This is a genomic window from Klebsiella sp. KE9456 (assembly GCF_043832615.1).
Lineage (GTDB): Bacteria > Pseudomonadota > Gammaproteobacteria > Enterobacterales > Enterobacteriaceae > Klebsiella > Klebsiella indica.
In genome coordinates, this window is record NZ_JBDYQK010000009.1 from 161,903 (window position 1) to 178,909 (window position 17,007).

General features: G+C 52.7%; 15 protein-coding genes and 1 pseudogene. 5 read left to right on the forward strand and 11 right to left on the reverse strand.

Translation table 11 applies throughout. The features are described 5' to 3' along the window. The first annotated feature begins 15 nt into the window (after positions 1-15). Positions 16-582, forward strand: coding sequence for a manganese efflux pump MntP (gene mntP, locus ABK821_RS11400; RefSeq protein WP_138360223.1), 567 nt, complete (start codon positions 16-18; stop codon positions 580-582). A gap of 4 nt (positions 583-586) precedes the next feature. Here the strand turns inward: mntP and rlmA are convergent, their stop codons facing one another. From rlmA to mgrB, 6 genes and pseudogenes are all read right to left on the reverse strand, one after another. Beyond that, a complete protein-coding gene (gene rlmA, locus ABK821_RS11405; protein WP_138360222.1) occupies positions 587-1,384 on the reverse strand; it encodes a 23S rRNA (guanine(745)-N(1))-methyltransferase in 798 nt (265 codons plus the stop codon). A gap of 61 nt (positions 1,385-1,445) precedes the next feature. Next, positions 1,446-3,191, reverse strand: coding sequence for a peptidoglycan glycosyltransferase FtsI (ftsI, locus tag ABK821_RS11410; protein WP_138360221.1), 1,746 nt, complete (start codon positions 3,189-3,191; stop codon positions 1,446-1,448). A gap of 190 nt (positions 3,192-3,381) precedes the next feature. Continuing rightward, the gene (gene cspE / locus ABK821_RS11415) at positions 3,382-3,591 is read right to left on the reverse strand and encodes a transcription antiterminator/RNA stability regulator CspE (protein WP_001062678.1); all 210 of its coding nucleotides are present in this window, start codon (positions 3,589-3,591) and stop codon (positions 3,382-3,384) included. A gap of 12 nt (positions 3,592-3,603) precedes the next feature. Further along, a pseudogene (locus ABK821_RS11420) lies at positions 3,604-3,749 on the reverse strand (DUF2627 domain-containing protein). A gap of 634 nt (positions 3,750-4,383) precedes the next feature. Continuing rightward, on the reverse strand, positions 4,384-4,674 hold the full coding sequence (locus tag ABK821_RS11425; protein ID WP_138360220.1) for a YebO family protein: 291 nt from the start codon (positions 4,672-4,674) through the stop codon (positions 4,384-4,386). A gap of 74 nt (positions 4,675-4,748) precedes the next feature. Further along, positions 4,749-4,892 (reverse strand): PhoP/PhoQ regulator MgrB, encoded by a 144-nt coding sequence (mgrB, locus tag ABK821_RS11430; RefSeq protein ID WP_138360219.1) that lies wholly within the window; start codon positions 4,890-4,892, stop codon positions 4,749-4,751. 159 nt (positions 4,893-5,051) lie between these two features. Between mgrB and ABK821_RS11435 the strand changes: the two genes are divergently transcribed. Next, positions 5,052-5,291 (forward strand): YobH family protein, encoded by a 240-nt coding sequence (locus ABK821_RS11435; RefSeq protein WP_138360218.1) that lies wholly within the window; start codon positions 5,052-5,054, stop codon positions 5,289-5,291. Between the two features lie 46 nt (positions 5,292-5,337). Here the strand turns inward: ABK821_RS11435 and kdgR are convergent, their stop codons facing one another. Continuing rightward, a complete protein-coding gene (gene kdgR, locus ABK821_RS11440; protein ID WP_138360217.1) occupies positions 5,338-6,129 on the reverse strand; it encodes a DNA-binding transcriptional regulator KdgR in 792 nt (263 codons plus the stop codon). A 177-nt stretch (positions 6,130-6,306) separates the two neighbouring features. On the opposite strand from kdgR, the gene ABK821_RS11445 reads away from it, so the two are divergent. Beyond that, positions 6,307-7,680 carry an MFS transporter gene (locus ABK821_RS11445; RefSeq protein ID WP_138360216.1) on the forward strand — a complete coding sequence of 458 codons (1,374 nt, stop codon included), beginning with the start codon at positions 6,307-6,309 and terminating at the stop codon, positions 7,678-7,680. Positions 7,681-8,330: 650 nt separating this feature from the next. Here the strand turns inward: ABK821_RS11445 and htpX are convergent. The 4 genes from htpX to ABK821_RS11465 form a co-directional block, all read right to left on the reverse strand. Further along, positions 8,331-9,212: a protease HtpX gene (htpX, locus tag ABK821_RS11450; protein ID WP_138361461.1), complete on the reverse strand. Its 882-nt coding sequence runs from the start codon at positions 9,210-9,212 to the stop codon at positions 8,331-8,333. Positions 9,213-9,625: 413 nt separating this feature from the next. Beyond that, positions 9,626-11,659: a carboxy terminal-processing peptidase gene (prc, locus tag ABK821_RS11455; RefSeq protein ID WP_138361462.1), complete on the reverse strand. Its 2,034-nt coding sequence runs from the start codon at positions 11,657-11,659 to the stop codon at positions 9,626-9,628. Between the two features lie 19 nt (positions 11,660-11,678). Next, positions 11,679-12,356, reverse strand: coding sequence for an RNA chaperone ProQ (gene proQ, locus ABK821_RS11460; protein ID WP_142501482.1), 678 nt, complete (start codon positions 12,354-12,356; stop codon positions 11,679-11,681). 97 nt (positions 12,357-12,453) lie between these two features. Further along, positions 12,454-12,951: a GAF domain-containing protein gene (locus ABK821_RS11465; protein ID WP_138361464.1), complete on the reverse strand. Its 498-nt coding sequence runs from the start codon at positions 12,949-12,951 to the stop codon at positions 12,454-12,456. A 132-nt stretch (positions 12,952-13,083) separates the two neighbouring features. Here ABK821_RS11465 and yebS point away from each other — a divergent pair, with 132 nt between their 5' ends. Both yebS and ABK821_RS11475 read left to right on the forward strand, forming a co-directional pair. After that, on the forward strand, positions 13,084-14,367 hold the full coding sequence (gene yebS, locus ABK821_RS11470; RefSeq protein ID WP_138361465.1) for a membrane integrity lipid transport subunit YebS: 1,284 nt from the start codon (positions 13,084-13,086) through the stop codon (positions 14,365-14,367). Next, positions 14,336-16,969 carry an MlaD family protein gene (locus ABK821_RS11475; RefSeq protein ID WP_343178916.1) on the forward strand — a complete coding sequence of 878 codons (2,634 nt, stop codon included), beginning with the start codon at positions 14,336-14,338 and terminating at the stop codon, positions 16,967-16,969. Before yebS ends, ABK821_RS11475 begins: the two co-directional genes overlap by 32 nt. Positions 16,970-17,007: the final 38 nt, after the last annotated feature.

A 17,007-nucleotide genomic window follows, 5' to 3' on the forward strand; every position in this document is an offset into this window, starting at 1 on the left:
GGTCAGGACGCTCTTATGAATGTATCCGCTACAATTCTTCTTGCCTTCGGCATGTCGATGGACGCCTTCGCGGCTTCTATCGGTAAAGGTGCGACCCTCCATAAACCTAAATTTTCCGAAGCCCTGCGTACGGGACTTATCTTTGGCGCTATCGAAACGCTTACCCCTCTGGTTGGCTGGGGACTGGGAATGATCGCCAGCCAGTTCATTCTGGAATGGAATCACTGGATTGCCTTTGTATTGCTGGTGTTTCTTGGCGGACGCATGCTTATCGAAGGATTCCGCAGCAGCGATATCCCGGAGTGTGACGTTCCCCGCCGCCATAGTTTCTGGCTGCTGGTCACCACCGCCTTCGCTACCAGTCTGGACGCAATGGCCGTCGGCGTAGGTCTGGCGTTTCTGCAAGTCAACATTATCGCTACCGCACTGGCCATCGGCTGCGCCACGCTGATAATGTCAACACTCGGTATTATGGTAGGACGTTTTATCGGCCCGCTGCTCGGCAAACGGGCTGAAATACTCGGCGGTATCGTACTGATTGGTATTGGCGTTCAAATACTTTGGGGACATTTCATCGGCTGATGACTCAGACGTCGCGCTGCCAGCAGTGAATAGCAAAATCGGTCTGGCAGTCAAATGATACCTGCTGGCGCAGCATTTCACGAACCTCTGGCTTCGCCCTCCACGCGAACGGCGTCATCTGTAGTAACGCTTCCGCCTCATGGCCGCTCAGCTGCATCGGATAGGCCAGCCGCTGCTGATGACGTAACGTGAACCCTGGCATCGCTTCAGAATTCTGCTCATGCAAGCGCACATCGTCGTATATCACGCCTTTCAGCTCCAGCAAATGGCGAGGCCCTGGCGTGGCGGTAATCACCCAGCCTCCGGGCCTGACCACACGCGCCAGCTCCAGGGCATTACAGGGCGCATAAATTCGCACAATCGCATCAAGGCTTTCATTCTCAAATGGCAGACGCTGGCTGGAGGCAACGCAAAAATTAGCCTGCGGATAATAACGCTTTGCCGCCGCGCGGACCGCAGGTTTTGATACATCCAGCCCCCAGCAATGACTGGCGATAGCCGCAAAAGCGTGTGTGTAGTACCCTTCACCGCAGCCGATATCCAGTAAATCTGTCGGCGCGAACGTCTGCAAATAAGCGCAGATAGCCTCGCGCAGCGGCTGATAATGCCCGGCATCAAGAAAGGCTCGCCGGGCCTGCATCATCTCAGCGCTGTCGCCCGGATCGCGGGAGCGCTTAAACTGCACCGGCAGCAAATTAACGTATCCCTCCTTCGCCAGATCAAACTGATGCCGCTGCGGGCAGATATAGCTACTATCGCGGCGAGTAAGCGCCGCGTGGCAAAGCGGGCAACTGTAAGACATAACAACTCCGGTGTTGCAGAAAGGGCGAAAGTGTAGCGCTATTCTTCCCCACAGACCACCGTTACAACGCAGGCGACTGCACCTTATCATTATGCATCACGATGAGATTCGCTGAGCCCTGCGGCATCCCGTCCGGGATGACGTTTTCCAGACGCAGAACATCGCCCATAATCTGGCTGAATACCGGCGCCGAAACCGCCCCGCCGTAATACGATCCATTGCTTGGGTTATTCATCACCACCACCAGCGCAAATTTCGGGTTACTGGCAGGAGCAACGCCCGCAGTGTAGGCAATATACTTATCGATATATTTCCCATCCGGGCCGATTTTTTTTGCGGTTCCGGTTTTTACCGCAACCCGGTAGTCGCGTACCGCGGCTTTGACGCCACCACCGCCCGGTAAAGCGACACTTTCCATCATGTGTTCGACCTCGTGTACGATTTTCTCAGGCATCACCCTGGTCCCCATTACCGGCGGGTCGATGCGGGTAATCGATAGCGGCCGCTTGATACCGAAACTGCCGATCGTGGCGTAAACATGTGCCAACTGTAGAGGTGTCACCATCAGACCATACCCAAAGGCGAAGGTTGCCCGGTCCAGTTGCCCCCAATAGCGGCGATTAGGCATCAGCCCCGCACTTTCGCCGGTCAGCCCTAATCCGGTCGATTCACCGAAGCCAAATGCCTTATATGTATCAATAAGATGCTGTACCGGCATAGCCAGAGATAAATGCGAAACGCCGGTATCGCTGGATTTTTGCAGAATACCGGTGAGGCTCAGTTCAGGATAGTAACCTACGTCACGAATACGGTGACCATCAATAACAAAGGGGTGGGTATCCACGACGCTATCCGGTTGAACGATCCCCTGCTGCAGAGCGGTCATCACCACCAGCGGTTTCACCGTTGAGCCGGGCTCAAACGTGTCGCTGATGGCACGATTGCGGAAATCATCCAGTTTCGCGTCATCGCGATTATTGGGATTGAAATCCGGGTAGCTGGCCATCGACAGGATCTCGCCGGTATCGATTTTAATCAACACCGCCGCGCCGGATTCCGCTTTGTTCCAGCGTACGGCATTATCCAGGGCATCTTCGGTTACCGTTTGCAGACGCTCATCAATACTTAACTGCAAATTGTGGGCAGGAACAGCAGGCACTTCCGTAATATTTTCGATAACGTTGCCGTGGCGATCCTTACGTACCAGCCGACGCCCAGGCTGACCGGTTAACTGGGCATTAAAACTCTTCTCAACCCCTTCAATTCCCTGATTATCAATATTGGTAAAGCCCAGCAGGTTAGCGGCGACATGGCCCGCCGGGTAGAAACGACGCGATTCATCGCGCAGGTTGATCCCCGGTAGGTGAAGTTTATCAATCCATTCCGCCTGTTCAGGATTTATCTGGCGCGCCAGATAGAGAAAGCGCGCATGAGGATGCGCGGCGATGCGACGGGCCAGTTCACTAAGGTTAAGATGTAAAGCTTCAGCCATCGCCTGCCAGCGCGGGCTATACCCTACGCCTCCTTTTTCAAGGGTCGTTTGCGGATCGATCCAGATAGCGCTCACCGGAACACTGACCGCCAGTGGCCGCCCCTCGCGGTCACTGATCATTCCACGTGGCACATCAATGGGCTCTTCACGCAAAGAACGCATATCTTCTTGTTTCACCAGATTGTCAGGGGAGACAATCTGCAGCCAGCCGACCCGGGCGAGCAGCAGCCCAAGACATGCGAGAATAGCTACGCACAACAACCCAAACCGAAGAGGGGTAAAATTGGCGGCTGATTTATTTTTGTTCTTTTGCACCTTAGCTCCAGCATTATTTTGCAACCACCTGATTTAACAGAAAATATACAAAACAGACTGCTAAACAGTGCTAATAAAGGTGTTGTTTTGCAACAAAGCGCAACGGAGGAGGCGAAAATGAAATGTTTTGCAATAAAAACTAAAAAGCCTCGCAAACGCAAGGCTTTCTCACAAGATTCATTGGTCTTAATCAGATAGCAGTTACGTTAACTGCAGCTGGACCTTTCTGGCCGTCCTGAATTTCGAACTCAACGTTCTGGCCTTCAGCCAGCGTTTTGAAACCGTTACCCTGGATAGCGGAGAAGTGTACGAACACATCTTTGCTGCCATCAGCCGGAGTAATGAAACCAAAACCTTTAGACTCGTTGAACCACTTAACTTGACCTTTAATCTTTGCCATTTGCAAAATTCCTTAGACTGTTTTCTTCGCCCTTAGGCACTTACATAGATAAAACTGACACATCACTGCATGAGGCACTAATATTAAGGTTCGGCAGAGAAGCGGTATTCAACGACAACGTGTTTACTCAGGACTTCTTTACTGAAAATGCCACACATAAACAGAACTGTACCTCGTTTGACCCGAAATGTGTTATCACATACTACGTAAATAATGGCAAGCCATTTTTAGACGGCTCACGATCGCTCGCACATAATATAAGGTAATCATTTGATCGCCTGCACATTTATGCGCCTTAGCTCGCCTCTCCATCGACTTCACGCCGCCCTGCCATCCGTCAGAAAACAGGGCCTGTATCGTTAACTTTTTTACTATAGCTCAACAACTTCACTCCGATCATCCTGCCGAGGACACCCACGATCAGGCTTAAAAAACAACCGGACAACTGCATAACGATGCACCAAATTGCTCATATCTATAGCTGGAAATTTGCGAAACACCCTGGTCATCCGTAATAATGAAATACGCTAACTAAAAGCACTGAAATAGTGTTGCGATATTAAATGTTAATAATGAAGTATTGATGACAAGGTTTTACTATCAGGCACAAGATGAGTCTGGTTATTCCTTTTATTTTTTTGCCGAAGCAACGTGCTGAAACATAAGGATGAAAAGAGAATGGCCGCCCCTTTACCGCACGGCAAGAGGGATAAAGAGAACAGATAAGAATAAGTTATAGGAAGGGGTGATATGCAGGCACACACCACGCTGATGCACGCCTGCTCAGCAAAACTACCTCTCAGCGACCAGGCGGATAAGGTCGTCGTCACCTTTGCGCGTCTCTGCGGAGGAAGATTCAGCCACGCTCTCTTTCTCCGGTTCATTGGCCTCGCAGAGACGGCGAAGCAACGCGGTCTGCCGTTTTTGCTGATCCAGCAACGCTTGCAGCAGCTCAATTTGCTCATTGGCGCGCGAACTGGCGCGATTAACAAAAAACCATAACAACAGGCCGACGAGTAACAGCACAATGGAAAGTACCATCGATGCCAGACTTACGACGCCAGAATTTAGTAATTCACTCATTTCACCACCTCAAAGAGAAGGCGTACATTCTACCACTCACATGGCAGAAGAAAATCAGTCAGATTAAAATTGTCTTACCAGGGGATAAACTTGTTGATAGTGCAGATGCCGTTGAAGAATTGCACATCCTGATCGCACATTACGTTAAGCATCTGAGTCCATAGCAGCAGACAGCCCGCTATGATGACTATCAGCAAAACCCACCGTAATTTTTTCACTCCACTCTCCGCGTCAGTATCAGATGTCGCCAGGATAACATGACCTTCTTAAACCGCGGCTAACTGTAAGACGAAAGGCACGTTTAGGAATCATGGACTTGTTTCAGCGCGTGTTCATGAGAGAATAAACGCCGGGATAATATAAATCTTGAGGCAATAATGCGATTGTTCATTCGTACCATTATGGTACTGGCTATCCTGTGGATTGCCGTGTTATTAAGCGGTTATGGTGTTTTAATGGGTAGCAGTAAAAATGTCGGCGGATTAGGGTTACAGTGCAAATATCTTACCGCCCGCGGCATCAGTACCGCACAATATGTTCATTCCAGCAGCGGTATTATCGGCATTACCGATTGCCCTATTCTGCGAAAAAGCGCCATAGTTGTTGACAACGGTTAGTCATGATCCGGGCTACACCGTAGCCCGAATGACAAGCGAGACGAGGTCAGAACGGATAATCGTTGTAGCCCATCTGTTCAGAAATCTTACGCGCCGCCGTATGCAGCATCGCCACATACTCGTTCAGGCGTTCTTCAGAAAAACGCAGCGTCGGGAAAGAGATACTCAGCCCGGCGATGACCACGCCGAAACGGTCGAAGACCGGTACGCCGATGCAGCGCAACCCTTCTTCCTGCTCTTCGTTATCTTCGCCATACCCCTGTTCACGAACTTTATCCAGAACCGCCAGTAACGCGTCGGTGCTGGCGATGGTTCGCTCCGTGCTGCGCTTGTACTCTACGCCCTGCAGAATCTGCTCGACTTCCGCGCGGTCGCGCCATGCCAGCAGCACTTTACCGATTGCCGTGCTGTACAACGGATTACGACGACCAATACGCGAGTACATGCGCAAATTGTACATTGAGTCGATTTTATGGATATAGACAATACTGTCTTCATCAAGCGCGCCCAGATGGATAGTCTCTTTCGTCAGACGAGAAAGCTCACGCATCTGAATGTCTGCGCTGCGCACCAGATCGACATTCTGCAATGCCCGCGCCCCCAGTTCAAAGAGCTTCAGGGTCAGAGAATATTTCTCCGATTCACCTTCCTGCGCCACATAACCCAACGATTTCATGGTCTGCAAAAAGCGATAAACGGTGCTTTTTGACATCATAACGCGCTGGGACAGTTCAGTAATGCCGATTTCACGCTCTTCACCAAGCGCCTGCAAAATGCCAAAAACCTTCAATACCGAAGAGACAGAATCTGGCTGTTTATCCAAATCCGCAACTGCCATTTATCACCTCATCGCAACTGTTTTATAAAAATCAGAACCAGTTTTTATTATAAATTCGCATCCCGATACCCGCAATCGTTCTTCTGCGTCTTGGTTACAAATCTGCGACATACCGCTGAATAATCAATGCTAAAATCATTATCCAGTAAATAGTTTCTATAAAGACATACATTTCGCATGAATAATAACATCCCAGATGGCCTGCCTTTACCACAGCGTTACGGCGCCATTCTGACCATCATATTAGGTTTAACCATGGCGGTGCTGGATGGCGCAATCGCCAACGTTGCACTTCCGACAATCGCCAGCGATTTGAATGCCTCGCCAGCGTCCTCAATCTGGATAGTTAACGCCTATCAAATCGCCATTGTAATCGCGTTACTGCCGCTGTCGTTCCTCGGCGATATGGTCGGCTACCGGCGTATCTATAAAATCGGACTGGTGGTTTTCACTTTTACCTCACTGACCTGCGCGCTCTCACGTAGTCTGGAGATGCTTACGCTGGCGCGTGTCGCGCAGGGCCTCGGCGGTGCTGCGTTAATGAGCGTCAATACCGCGCTGATACGTCTGATTTACCCTCAACGCTTCCTCGGTCGCGGAATGGGGATCAACTCTTTCGTTGTGGCGGTCTCTTCGGCGCTGGGGCCAACAATTGCGGCAGCCATTCTCGCAATAGCTTCATGGCAGTGGCTGTTTCTGATTAACGTACCTCTGGGTATTATTTCGCTGATTCTCGCACTGCGTTTTCTGCCAGCGAATGCCGGGCGAAGTAAAATAACCCGCTTCGACCTGCCAAGCGCGATCATGAATGCGCTCACTTTTGGCTTGCTGATCACCGCTCTCGGCGGATTCGCCCAGGGCCAGTCCACCCAACGAGTTTTGCTGGAACTCGCTGTAATGCTGGTCGTTGGCGTCTTTTTTGTCCGCCGTCAGCTACAGATGCCGGTTCCTCTGTTGCCCGTGGATCTGCTGCGGATCCCGCTATTCTCTCTCTCGATTTGTACCTCAATCTGCTCTTTCTGCGCGCAGATGCTGGCACTGGTTTCGCTGCCGTTCTTCTTACAATCAACGATGGGCCGCAGCGAAGTGGAGACGGGCCTGCTCCTGACACCGTGGCCACTGGCTACCATGGTCATGGCGCCGCTGGCGGGATATTTGATTGAAAAAGTTCATGCGGGTCTGCTGGGCGCGATCGGACTCCTCGTGATGTCCGGAGGTCTGTTCGGTCTTGCGTTACTGCCCTCTGCGCCTGCCGATCTGGATATCATCTGGCGAATGGCGCTCTGCGGCGCTGGCTTTGGTCTGTTTCAATCTCCCAATAATCACACCATCGTCTCATCAGCGCCCGCGCATCGTAGCGGTGGCGCAAGCGGCATGCTGGGTACCGCGCGTCTGCTTGGGCAAAGCATCGGCGCGGCGCTGGTGGCGCTTCTGTTTAATCTGCTGGACACAGACGGAACCCACACCGCGCTTGTGCTGGCTGGTTCACTTGCGGTTGTTGCCGCCGCCGTCAGCGGACTTCGCGTCACGCAGCCACGCACCGGGCTGTAGAAAAGGGATAGTCCGAAGGTTGTAATGCTGGTCAGTTAAGGGCTGTCAGTTGCGTTTATGGCTGGCTGAGCGGTTCTGTCAATCGGTGGTTTCAACGAAAATCTGATTCGGTTGATTCACTAACTGAGCTGATACGGGCTGAAATATAAAGGATATAACCTTTTTATAATTTTCAGCCTCTGAAAAGCCCCTGACGAATAACGGACTCACCGCATGGGGGTTGGGCGCATCAAGGAAACCTGGCGAGAACGCAGGCGCGCATCCAGGACTGGCCGCCAGGACGGCGGCCAGAGGGCGGGTCGAGACAGGGACGTCGAGTCCCGCCCGGTCCGCCAGATGAAGCCGGAGTGGAGCGGACCGCGCAGCGGCAGGTTTTCAGCGCAATGCCGGGGGTGCAGGGGGACGGGCGAAACGTCCCCCTGCCCGTTCACACGCTGTGGATATAACGAATATCCGCGAATTTATCGTGAACGGAACAGACCACGGAATCTGAATGGGTGAAAACGAAAAATGCGTCATGCTCGCCAGAACCACCGATAATGCAATTGCCACAGGCAAATAAAACAAAAGATAACACCGATGATTTGCTTAAGTGAACGGCATTAGGCCCGAAAGTTGCGGATTTTAGTGCCTGTTCCCGACGCGAAGCGTTATTTCAGATATTCTCCGCTACGCAGCGCTTCGATACGTTTATCCAGCGGCGGGTGCGTCATAAACAGCTCGCTCATAGATTTCGCTTTACCATTGATGCAAAACGCCATCATACTGCTGGCTTCCTGCGGCTCGTAGCTGGTTTTCAGTCGCTGCAACGCAGCGATCATCTTCTCACGCCCCACCAGTTTTGCTGAACCGGCATCCGCGTGGAACTCACGGTAGCGGGAGAACCACATAGTGATAATGCTGGCCAGAATACCAAATACCAGCTCCAGCACTGTGGCAACCGCGAAGTAGATCAGCGGGTTACCGTTGCTGCTTTCCCCTTCATCACGGTTGCCGCCGAGGAAACCGGCCGCAATCTGCGCGATAACACGCGAGATAAAGATAACGAAGGTGTTTACGATCCCCTGAATCAACGTCATGGTGACCATATCACCATTTGCTACGTGGCTGATTTCGTGGGCAATAACCGCTTCTGCTTCATCACGACTCATATTCTGCAACAGCCCGGTGCTCACGGCGACCAGAGACGCATCGCGACGTGCGCCAGTTGCAAAAGCGTTAATATCTGGCGCATGGTAGATAGCCACCTGCGGCATAGCGATTCCCACCTGCTGTGCCTGCTGTGCGACAGTATTCATTAACCAGCGTTCGGTTTCGTTACGCGGTTGCTCAATAACTTCTCCACCCACCGATTTTAGCGCCATCCATTTCGACATCAGCAGCGAAACGACAGAACCGCCAAAACCAAACAACAGCGCCATGATCAGCAGCCCGGTCATGCTGCTTGACTGAATTCCCGTCAGACTTAGCACCAGCCCGAATACCACCATCACTGCCAGGTTGGTCAGCAGGAAAAGCGCGATTCGCATCATAATTTTCTTTTAACCTCAATTTAACAAAACGCACTATGCGATTACCCACATGGTATGGGTAGAACACCAATTTTCAACTATCAGGGGCGGCTAAGTCACCAGAAAGACACAACTTTACATTTTGTAGCATCTTGCTGACGCCCGGAAGAGAGGTTGACATTTTGTTGAGATTAAGCAAAAAACATCCGGATCATGGTGCGAGCGAAACGCGCGATGCCGTTCACAGGCCACAGATCTACATGGGGAAAAATGCGCTATTTCGCCAAAGCACGGCAAGAAAAAGGATAATTACCCAGGCGAATAAACCGGCGTAAAATCCCGGAGAGCGACTGAACTGACCGACATTGTGCCCACAGGACGCGCAGCAGTGAGTGAAATGAAAACGGGCACAATCACTTGTGCCCGTTGTATGCTTATTTACCGGCTGGCGGTTCCTTTTCCAGATGAGCCAGGTCAAGCGCAATATCAACCGTTTCATCGAGATACGGATCCGGCTCCTGGTAATCCTTCGGTAAATCTTCCAGTTTCTTCAGTAACGGTTTGCCTTCCCGTTTCAAGCGATCGTTAATGCGCGCCAGACGAATCGCATCATCTTCCTCATTCTCCTTTTCACGCTTCGCGTAGTTCAGAGAAACGATGTTGCGGTTGTCTTTCATCGCGTTATAGCGCGCAATATCCTTGATGATGTACTGGAACTCTGGATCTTTCGCGATACGCTGATCGTGGAGCCTCCGCAGTTCCGGCTCAAACGGCGTCAGATCGCCATATTTCACATAGCTTGCGGCGTTGACGCTATCCCACGGCAGCGCGTTATCTTCATACTTCTCGCCGGTTTCGCGTTCTTCGGTACCGGTCGGCATCATAATATCCGGCGTGACGCCCTTACGCTGCGTACTGCCGCCATTGATACGATAGAATTTCTGAATGGTGTACTGTACAGAGCCCAGAGCCGGCCAGTCCGGACGCAGCATCTGATCGTAAATTCGGTTCAGAGAACGATACTGCTGGACGGTCCCCTTGCCGAAGGTCGGCTCACCGACGATCAGCGCGCGACCGTAGTCCTGCATCGCTGCGGCGAAAATTTCAGACGCCGAGGCGCTGAAGCGGTCAACCAGCACAACCAGCGGACCTTTGTAATACACCACACCGTCTGTATCGCTGTCTTCGCGTACCTTACCGTTGTTATCGCGTACCTGAACAATCGGACCGGATGGAATAAACAGGCCGGAAAGCGAAACCGCTTCGGTCAGCGCGCCACCGCCGTTACTGCGCAGGTCGATAACAATGCTGCTGACGTTCTGTTTCTCCAGCTTCTGCAGTTGCACCTTCACGTCATCCGTCAGGCCGACATAGAACCCCGGGATATCCAGCACGCCAACTTTTTCCTTGCCGACGGTTTTGACTGACATTTTCACCGCACGGTCTTCAAGGCGAATACGTTCGCGCGTCAAAGTGATAATACGCGTTTTCGCGCCTTTACCGGCAGGCAGAATTTCCAGACGGACCTTGCTTCCCTTCGGCCCCTTAATCAACGCGACGACATCATCAAGACGCCAGCCAATCACGTCAACGATGCTTTTACCCGGCTGTCCAACGCCAACAATGCGGTCCCCCACACTGAGCGCTTTGCTTTTCGCCGCAGGACCTCCAGCAACCAGAGAGTTGATCACCGTGTAGTCATCATCCATCTGCAACACTGCGCCGATACCTTCCAGAGACAGGCTCATTTCCGTGTTGAACTGCTCGGTATTACGCGGTGAAAGGTAGTTAGTGTGCGGATCGATCTCGCGGGCAAAAGCGGTCATTGCCAGCGAAAAAACGTCTTCGCTGTTGGTTTGCGCCAGACGACGAATGGCAAATTTGTAGCGACGGGTTAAGGTTTCACGAATCTCTTTATCGTTTTTGCCCGCCAGCTTCAGGCTAAGCTGGTCAAACTTCACTTTCGCATCCCACAGCGCGTTCAACTCAGCCTCGTTTTTCGGCCAGGGCGCCTTGCTGCGATCAAGATTGAAGGTGTCATTGCCGGTGAAGTCCATCGGACGCTCCAGCACCTTCAGCGCATACTGATAGCGCTCGAAACGCCGCTTCTGCGCCAGGTTATACAGATCGTAAAAGACATCCAGCTTGCCGCTGCGCAGTTCATCACCGATTTGGTCCTTCCTGGTGGCGAACTGCGCGACATCGCTGGCTAACAGCACATTGTGACTGTAATCAAGCAGATTCAGATAACGATCGAAAATTTTCGCCGAAAAGGCATTATCGAGATCAAACTGGCGGTAGTGAGAACGGGTAAAGCGCGATGTCACGCGCTCGCTCACCGTCGCATGCTGCGGCTCTTCTTTCAGCAAGGGGATTTGATCAATCCGGGTGATATCATCTATGGCGAACGCATGGCCTGCTATAACCAGCAGGCCCGCCAACGCGGTGAGCTTAAAGAATTTGTTCATGCCTGCCCCGGCCTCCGTTTCAGAACACCAGGTGTTCTGCGCGTACAATCATTGACATACCAGAAGTCAGCTGTACACGAACGCCATCTTTGGTGATTTCCAGGACGGTGGCGTCCATTGCATTATTACCGGCTTTCACCTTCAGCGCCTGACCTACGGTCAATACTGACACATCTGATACAGGGGTATGACGCTCTTCACGGGGTGCCCTGGCCACCGCCGGGCGCGGTTTACGCGATTGTTCAGCGCCTTCTTTGCGACGCATCTGAGGACGCGGTTTGCGTTGACGGCGAGCGCCCTCTTCCGACTGACCTGCGGCGGCGGCGGCTTCACGTTTTTTCGCCTGCTGGGCCTCACGCTGCGCCTGAACGCGAGCTTTTGCTTCTTCCAGTTGCTGGCGGGCATGAGCGACATGCTGCTCTTCCAGTTCGCCGCAAGGATTGCCGTCGAGATCGACGCGGACAGCGCCGGGTTTAACGCCGTAGAGATAACGCCAGCTCGAAGTATAGAGACGCAAAGCAGCGCGAAGTTGGGTTTTACTGAGATTCATCTCTCCGCCAACACGTTCGACGAGATCCTGAAAAATACCGACTTTCAGGGGGCGCGCTTCCCCTTCAGCGCTAAAACACTGAGGAAAACGTTCGGCCAGAAACGCAATGACTTCTTTACTGCTATTCAACTTAGGTTGATTTTCCATGAAATTTCCTGATTACAACGGACGTCGCCAACAAGCCGCAGGCATGAACAGGCGTCATTATAATGACGCCATCGCTAAATGCTACGTTATCCGTTGATTATCCTGCGGCGTGGGTAAATATTTTTTGATAATCAGTCGCAGAAATGCATTTTTCAAGCTGCGCAACCAGTTCGGTAAGCCCCTGTTCATCTTCAGCGGTGAAACGAGAGTAGTCCGTACTATCAATGTCCAGGACGCCGATCACCTGATTACGCACCCGCAGCGGAAAGACGATCTCAGAATTACTGGCGGCATCACAGGCAATGTGTCCGTCAAACGCGTGCACGTCCGCTACGCGCTGCACGCGATTCTGTGCAACCGCAGTACCGCAGACACCGCGGCCAACCGGAATACGCACGCAGGCCAGCTTGCCCTGGAACGGGCCAAGAACCAGCGTATTGCCTTCCAGCAGATAGAAACCCGCCCAGTTCACATTAGCCAGCCGCTCAAACAGCAGCGCGCTGGTATTGGCCATCATCGCCAAAAAACTGCTTTCACCTGCCATTAACGCCTGAAAATCGCGGTTCAGATCCGCGTAAAATTCTGATTTGTTCATTATTTATTCGCTTAGTTGCCTGACTACCTGACACGTACACTCTAATAAAATAAGCTTTAAATGCGTTCATGCTCAAGATGAATTCATTCCTGGGTTAAGATAGAGAGATACACTCATTCACGCACGTTATAAATGCCACTAAAAATATCCCGGATTACGCCAGCGAAAAAGATCGTCGTCCACGCGGTAAGCGAGCCCATTCTGCACGCCCATTACCAGCGCTGCGCGCAGTGCGATCTGCTCTTCCACTTACCGGTCCTTAAAAGGAATCAAAGCGCATGGTGCCCTCGCTGCAACGCTAAAATCCGTGATGGTCGTGACTGGTCGCTCTCCCGGCTGGGTAGCATGGCTATCACCATGCTACTGCTAATGCCTTTTGCCTGGACCGAGCCGCTTCTCCATTTGCACCTGCTTGGTGTCCGTATTGACGCTAACGTACTTCAGGGGATCTGGCAAATGACCAGCCAGGGCGATCCGCTGACGGCAGCGATGGTGCTGTTTTGCGCTATCGTCGCGCCGGTTCTGCTGGTCGTCTCCATCGCTTATCTGTGGCTAGGTAACGTGCTGGGAATGAATCTGCGCCCGGTTTTGCTGATGCTGGAGCGGCTCAAAGAGTGGGTCATGTTAGACATTTATCTGGTCGGCATCGGCGTCGCCGCCATCAAGGTGCAGGATTATGCGTTCCTGCAACCGGGAATCGGGCTTATCGCGTTTATCTCCCTGACGTTGCTCAGTATCCTGACGCTCATTCATCTGAATGTCGAGGAGCTATGGACGCGTTTTTACCCCACTCGCCCGGCGCAGCAGCCGGATAGTCGCTTACAAGTTTGCCCTGGCTGCCATTATACCGGCCATCGCGATAACCGTGGCCGCTGCCGCCGCTGCCATACGCCTCTGCACCACAGGAAACCGCAGAGCCTGCAAAAGAGTTGGGCGGCGCTGCTTGCCTCGATGGTTTTTTTGATTCCGGCGAACCTGCTGCCGATATCGATTATCTACATCAACGGTACCCGCCAGGATGACACTATCATTTCCGGCATTATGTCGCTGGCGAACAACAACATCGCCATCGCTGGCGTGGTTTTTATTGCCAGTATTCTGGTGCCGTTCACTAAAGTTATTGTGTTATTTACGCTACTGCTCAGCATACAATTTAAATGCGAACAGGGGCTACGTACCCGCATCCGGCTATTGCGGCTGATTACCTGGATTGGTCGCTGGTCAATGCTGGATCTTTTTGTCATTGCATTAACCATGTCGCTAATCAATCGCGATCAGCTCCTCGCGTTTACGATGGGGCCCGCCGCGGTCTATTTTGGCGCCGCAGTGATATTAACTATCCTCGCTGTAGAATGGCTGGACAGCCGCTTACTTTGGGACGCACATGAGTCAGGAAACGCCCGCTTCGACGACTGAAGCCAAAATCAAAACTAAACGCCGCATCTCGCCATTCTGGTTACTGCCGGTCATTGCGCTCCTGATTGCCGGTTGGCTCATCTGGACCAGCTACCAAAATCACGGCACGACGATCACCATCGACTTCCAGTCAGCTAATGGTATCGTGCCGGGGCGCACGCCCATCCGCTACCAGGGGGTGGAAGTCGGCACGGTAGAGAATATCTCTCTGAGCAGAGATCTGAGCAAGATCGAAGTTTCAGCCAGCATCAAAGGGGATATGAAAGATGCATTGCGCAAGGATACACAATTCTGGCTGGTGACGCCGAAAGCCTCTCTTGCCGGCGTCTCAGGCCTTGATGCGCTGGTCGGCGGGAACTATATCGGCATGATGCCCGGCCAGGGCGATCCGGAAGATCACTTTGTCGCCCTCGATACTCAGCCGCAATACCACATTAATAACGGCGAGCTGATGATTCACCTCAAGTCGGCGGATTTAGGCGCGTTAACCAGCGGCTCACTGGTCTATTTCCGCAAGATTCCCGTCGGCCGGGTTTATGACTTCGCCATTAATCCCAACAATCAGGGCGTGACGATTGATGTTCTGATTGAACGTCGGTTCACCAATCTGGTGAAAAAAGACAGCCGTTTCTGGAACGTTTCCGGGGTTAAGGCAGACATCAGCTTAAGCGGCGCGAAAGTCCAGTTGGAAAGTCTTTCCGCGCTGGTTAACGGCGCTATTGCCTTTGATTCACCGAATAATTCGCCACAGGCCCAACAAAATAGCGACTACCGGCTATATGACGATCTGGCCCACAGCCAGCGCGGCGTCGTAATTAAACTGGAACTTACCGATGGCGCGGGACTCAAAGCGGGCTCCACGCCGCTGATGTATCAGGGCCTGGAGGTTGGTCTGCTTAGCAAGCTGAATCTGAATGCCGACGGGAAAGTGACCGGTGAAATGACTGTCGACCCGAGCGTCGTCGGACTGCTGCGTGAGAAGACATTGATTCAGATGAAAAAACCGAAAATTTCTCTGGAGAATCCTGATATCAGCGCGCTGTTGACCGGACCGACCTTCGAACTGATTCCCGGTGAAGGCAAGCCGCGCGACCACTTTGTGGTTCTGCCGGCCGATAAATCGCTGCTCGAAGAGCCGAATGTCGCTACGGTGACGCTGAACGCGTCGGAAAGCTATGGTATCAATGTCGGACAGCCGTTGATCCTGCACGGCGTGCAAATCGGTCAGGTGCTGGAACGCGAACTGCACGCCGATGGCGTAACCTTCCAGGTGGCCGTGATGCCGGAATATCGTTCTCTGATTCATGGCGACAGCAAATTCGTGGTCAACAGCCGTATTGATGTCAAAGTTGGCCTCGACGGCGTACAGCTCCTTGGCGCCAGCGCCAGCGAGTGGCTCAACGGCGGCATTCGCATTATTCCGGGCAGTAAAGGGGAGATGCAACGCCACTATCCGCTGTACGCTAATCAGGAAAAAGCGCAGGAAAACAGCCTGAGCGACGTGCCCACCACCACCCTCAGCCTCTCCGCAGAGACGCTGCCGGACATACAGGCAGGCTCCGTGGTGCTGTATCGTAAATTTGCGGTAGGCGAAATCATCAGCGTCCGTCCACGGAAAAACGCCTTTGAGATCGATATCCATATCCAGCCGGAATACCGTCATTTGCTGACCAGCAACAGCGTATTCTGGGCCGAAGGCGGCGCCAAAGTTCAGCTTAACGGCAGCGGTCTGACGGTCCAGGCCTCCCCGCTTTCCCGCGCGCTGAAAGGAGCAATCAGTTTTGATAACCTCAGCGGCGCCAGTTCCGGCGCGCGTATCGATAATAAACGCATTCTGTATGCATCGGAAACCGCCGCCCGTGCGGTCGGCGGACAAATCACCCTGCATGCGTTCGACGCCGGAAAAATGAAGGAAGGTATGCCGATTCGCTATCTGGGGATTGATATCGGCCAGATCCAATCATTGAATTTAATTACCGCCAAAAACGAAGTACAGGCGAAGGCCGTTCTGTACCCGGAATACGTTAATACGTTTGCCCGCGCAGGGACCCGTTTCTCCGTGATTACGCCGCAAATTTCCGCAGCCGGTGTCGAGAATCTCGATACCCTGTTCCAGGCCTATATCAACGTCGAACCCGGCCGTGGCGCACCGAGTCGTGATTTCGAAATTCAGGAAACCACGATTAGCGATTCACGTTATATCGACGGTCTGAGCATTATCGTGGAAGCCCCGGAAGCGGGTTCACTGGGTATCGGTACGCCGGTGCTATTCCGTGGGCTTGAAGTCGGGACGGTGACCGGTCTGACGCTTGGCTCAATGTCGGATCGGGTGATGGTGAAACTGCGCATCAGTAAACGTTATCAGTATCTGGTACGCAACAACTCCGTATTCTGGCTGGCTTCCGGCTATAGCCTCGATTTTGGCCTGATTGGCGGAGTGGTAAAAACCGGAACCTTTAATCAGTTTATTCGCGGCGGTATCGCTTTTGCGACGCCGCCGGGTACGCCGCTGGCGCCGAAAGCACAGGATGGCAAACATTTCCTGCTGCTGGAGAGTGAACCAAAAGAGTGGCGCGAATGGGGTACCGCTCTGCCACGTTAACACCAAAGGCTCCGGTGTCCGATGCCGGAGCCTTTATG

Bases quoted from the DNA above. Each gene is read 5' to 3' on its own strand.
- mntP (WP_138360223.1), top strand. From the start codon at position 16: ATGAATGTATCCGCTACAATTCTTCTTGCCTTCGGCATGTCGATGGAC.
- rlmA (WP_138360222.1), bottom strand. From the start codon at position 1,384: ATGTCTTACAGTTGCCCGCTTTGCCACGCGGCGCTTACTCGCCGCGAT.
- cspE (WP_001062678.1), bottom strand. From the start codon at position 3,591: ATGGCAAAGATTAAAGGTCAAGTTAAGTGGTTCAACGAGTCTAAAGGT.
- ABK821_RS11425 (WP_138360220.1), bottom strand. From the start codon at position 4,674: ATGAGTGAATTACTAAATTCTGGCGTCGTAAGTCTGGCATCGATGGTA.
- ABK821_RS11435 (WP_138360218.1), top strand. From the start codon at position 5,052: ATGCGATTGTTCATTCGTACCATTATGGTACTGGCTATCCTGTGGATT.
- kdgR (WP_138360217.1), bottom strand. From the start codon at position 6,129: ATGGCAGTTGCGGATTTGGATAAACAGCCAGATTCTGTCTCTTCGGTA.
- ABK821_RS11445 (WP_138360216.1), top strand. From the start codon at position 6,307: ATGAATAATAACATCCCAGATGGCCTGCCTTTACCACAGCGTTACGGC.
- htpX (WP_138361461.1), bottom strand. From the start codon at position 9,212: ATGATGCGAATCGCGCTTTTCCTGCTGACCAACCTGGCAGTGATGGTG.
- prc (WP_138361462.1), bottom strand. From the start codon at position 11,659: ATGAACAAATTCTTTAAGCTCACCGCGTTGGCGGGCCTGCTGGTTATA.
- proQ (WP_142501482.1), bottom strand. From the start codon at position 12,356: ATGGAAAATCAACCTAAGTTGAATAGCAGTAAAGAAGTCATTGCGTTT.
- ABK821_RS11465 (WP_138361464.1), bottom strand. From the start codon at position 12,951: ATGAACAAATCAGAATTTTACGCGGATCTGAACCGCGATTTTCAGGCG.
- yebS (WP_138361465.1), top strand. From the start codon at position 13,084: ATGCCACTAAAAATATCCCGGATTACGCCAGCGAAAAAGATCGTCGTC.
- ABK821_RS11475 (WP_343178916.1), top strand. From the start codon at position 14,336: ATGAGTCAGGAAACGCCCGCTTCGACGACTGAAGCCAAAATCAAAACT.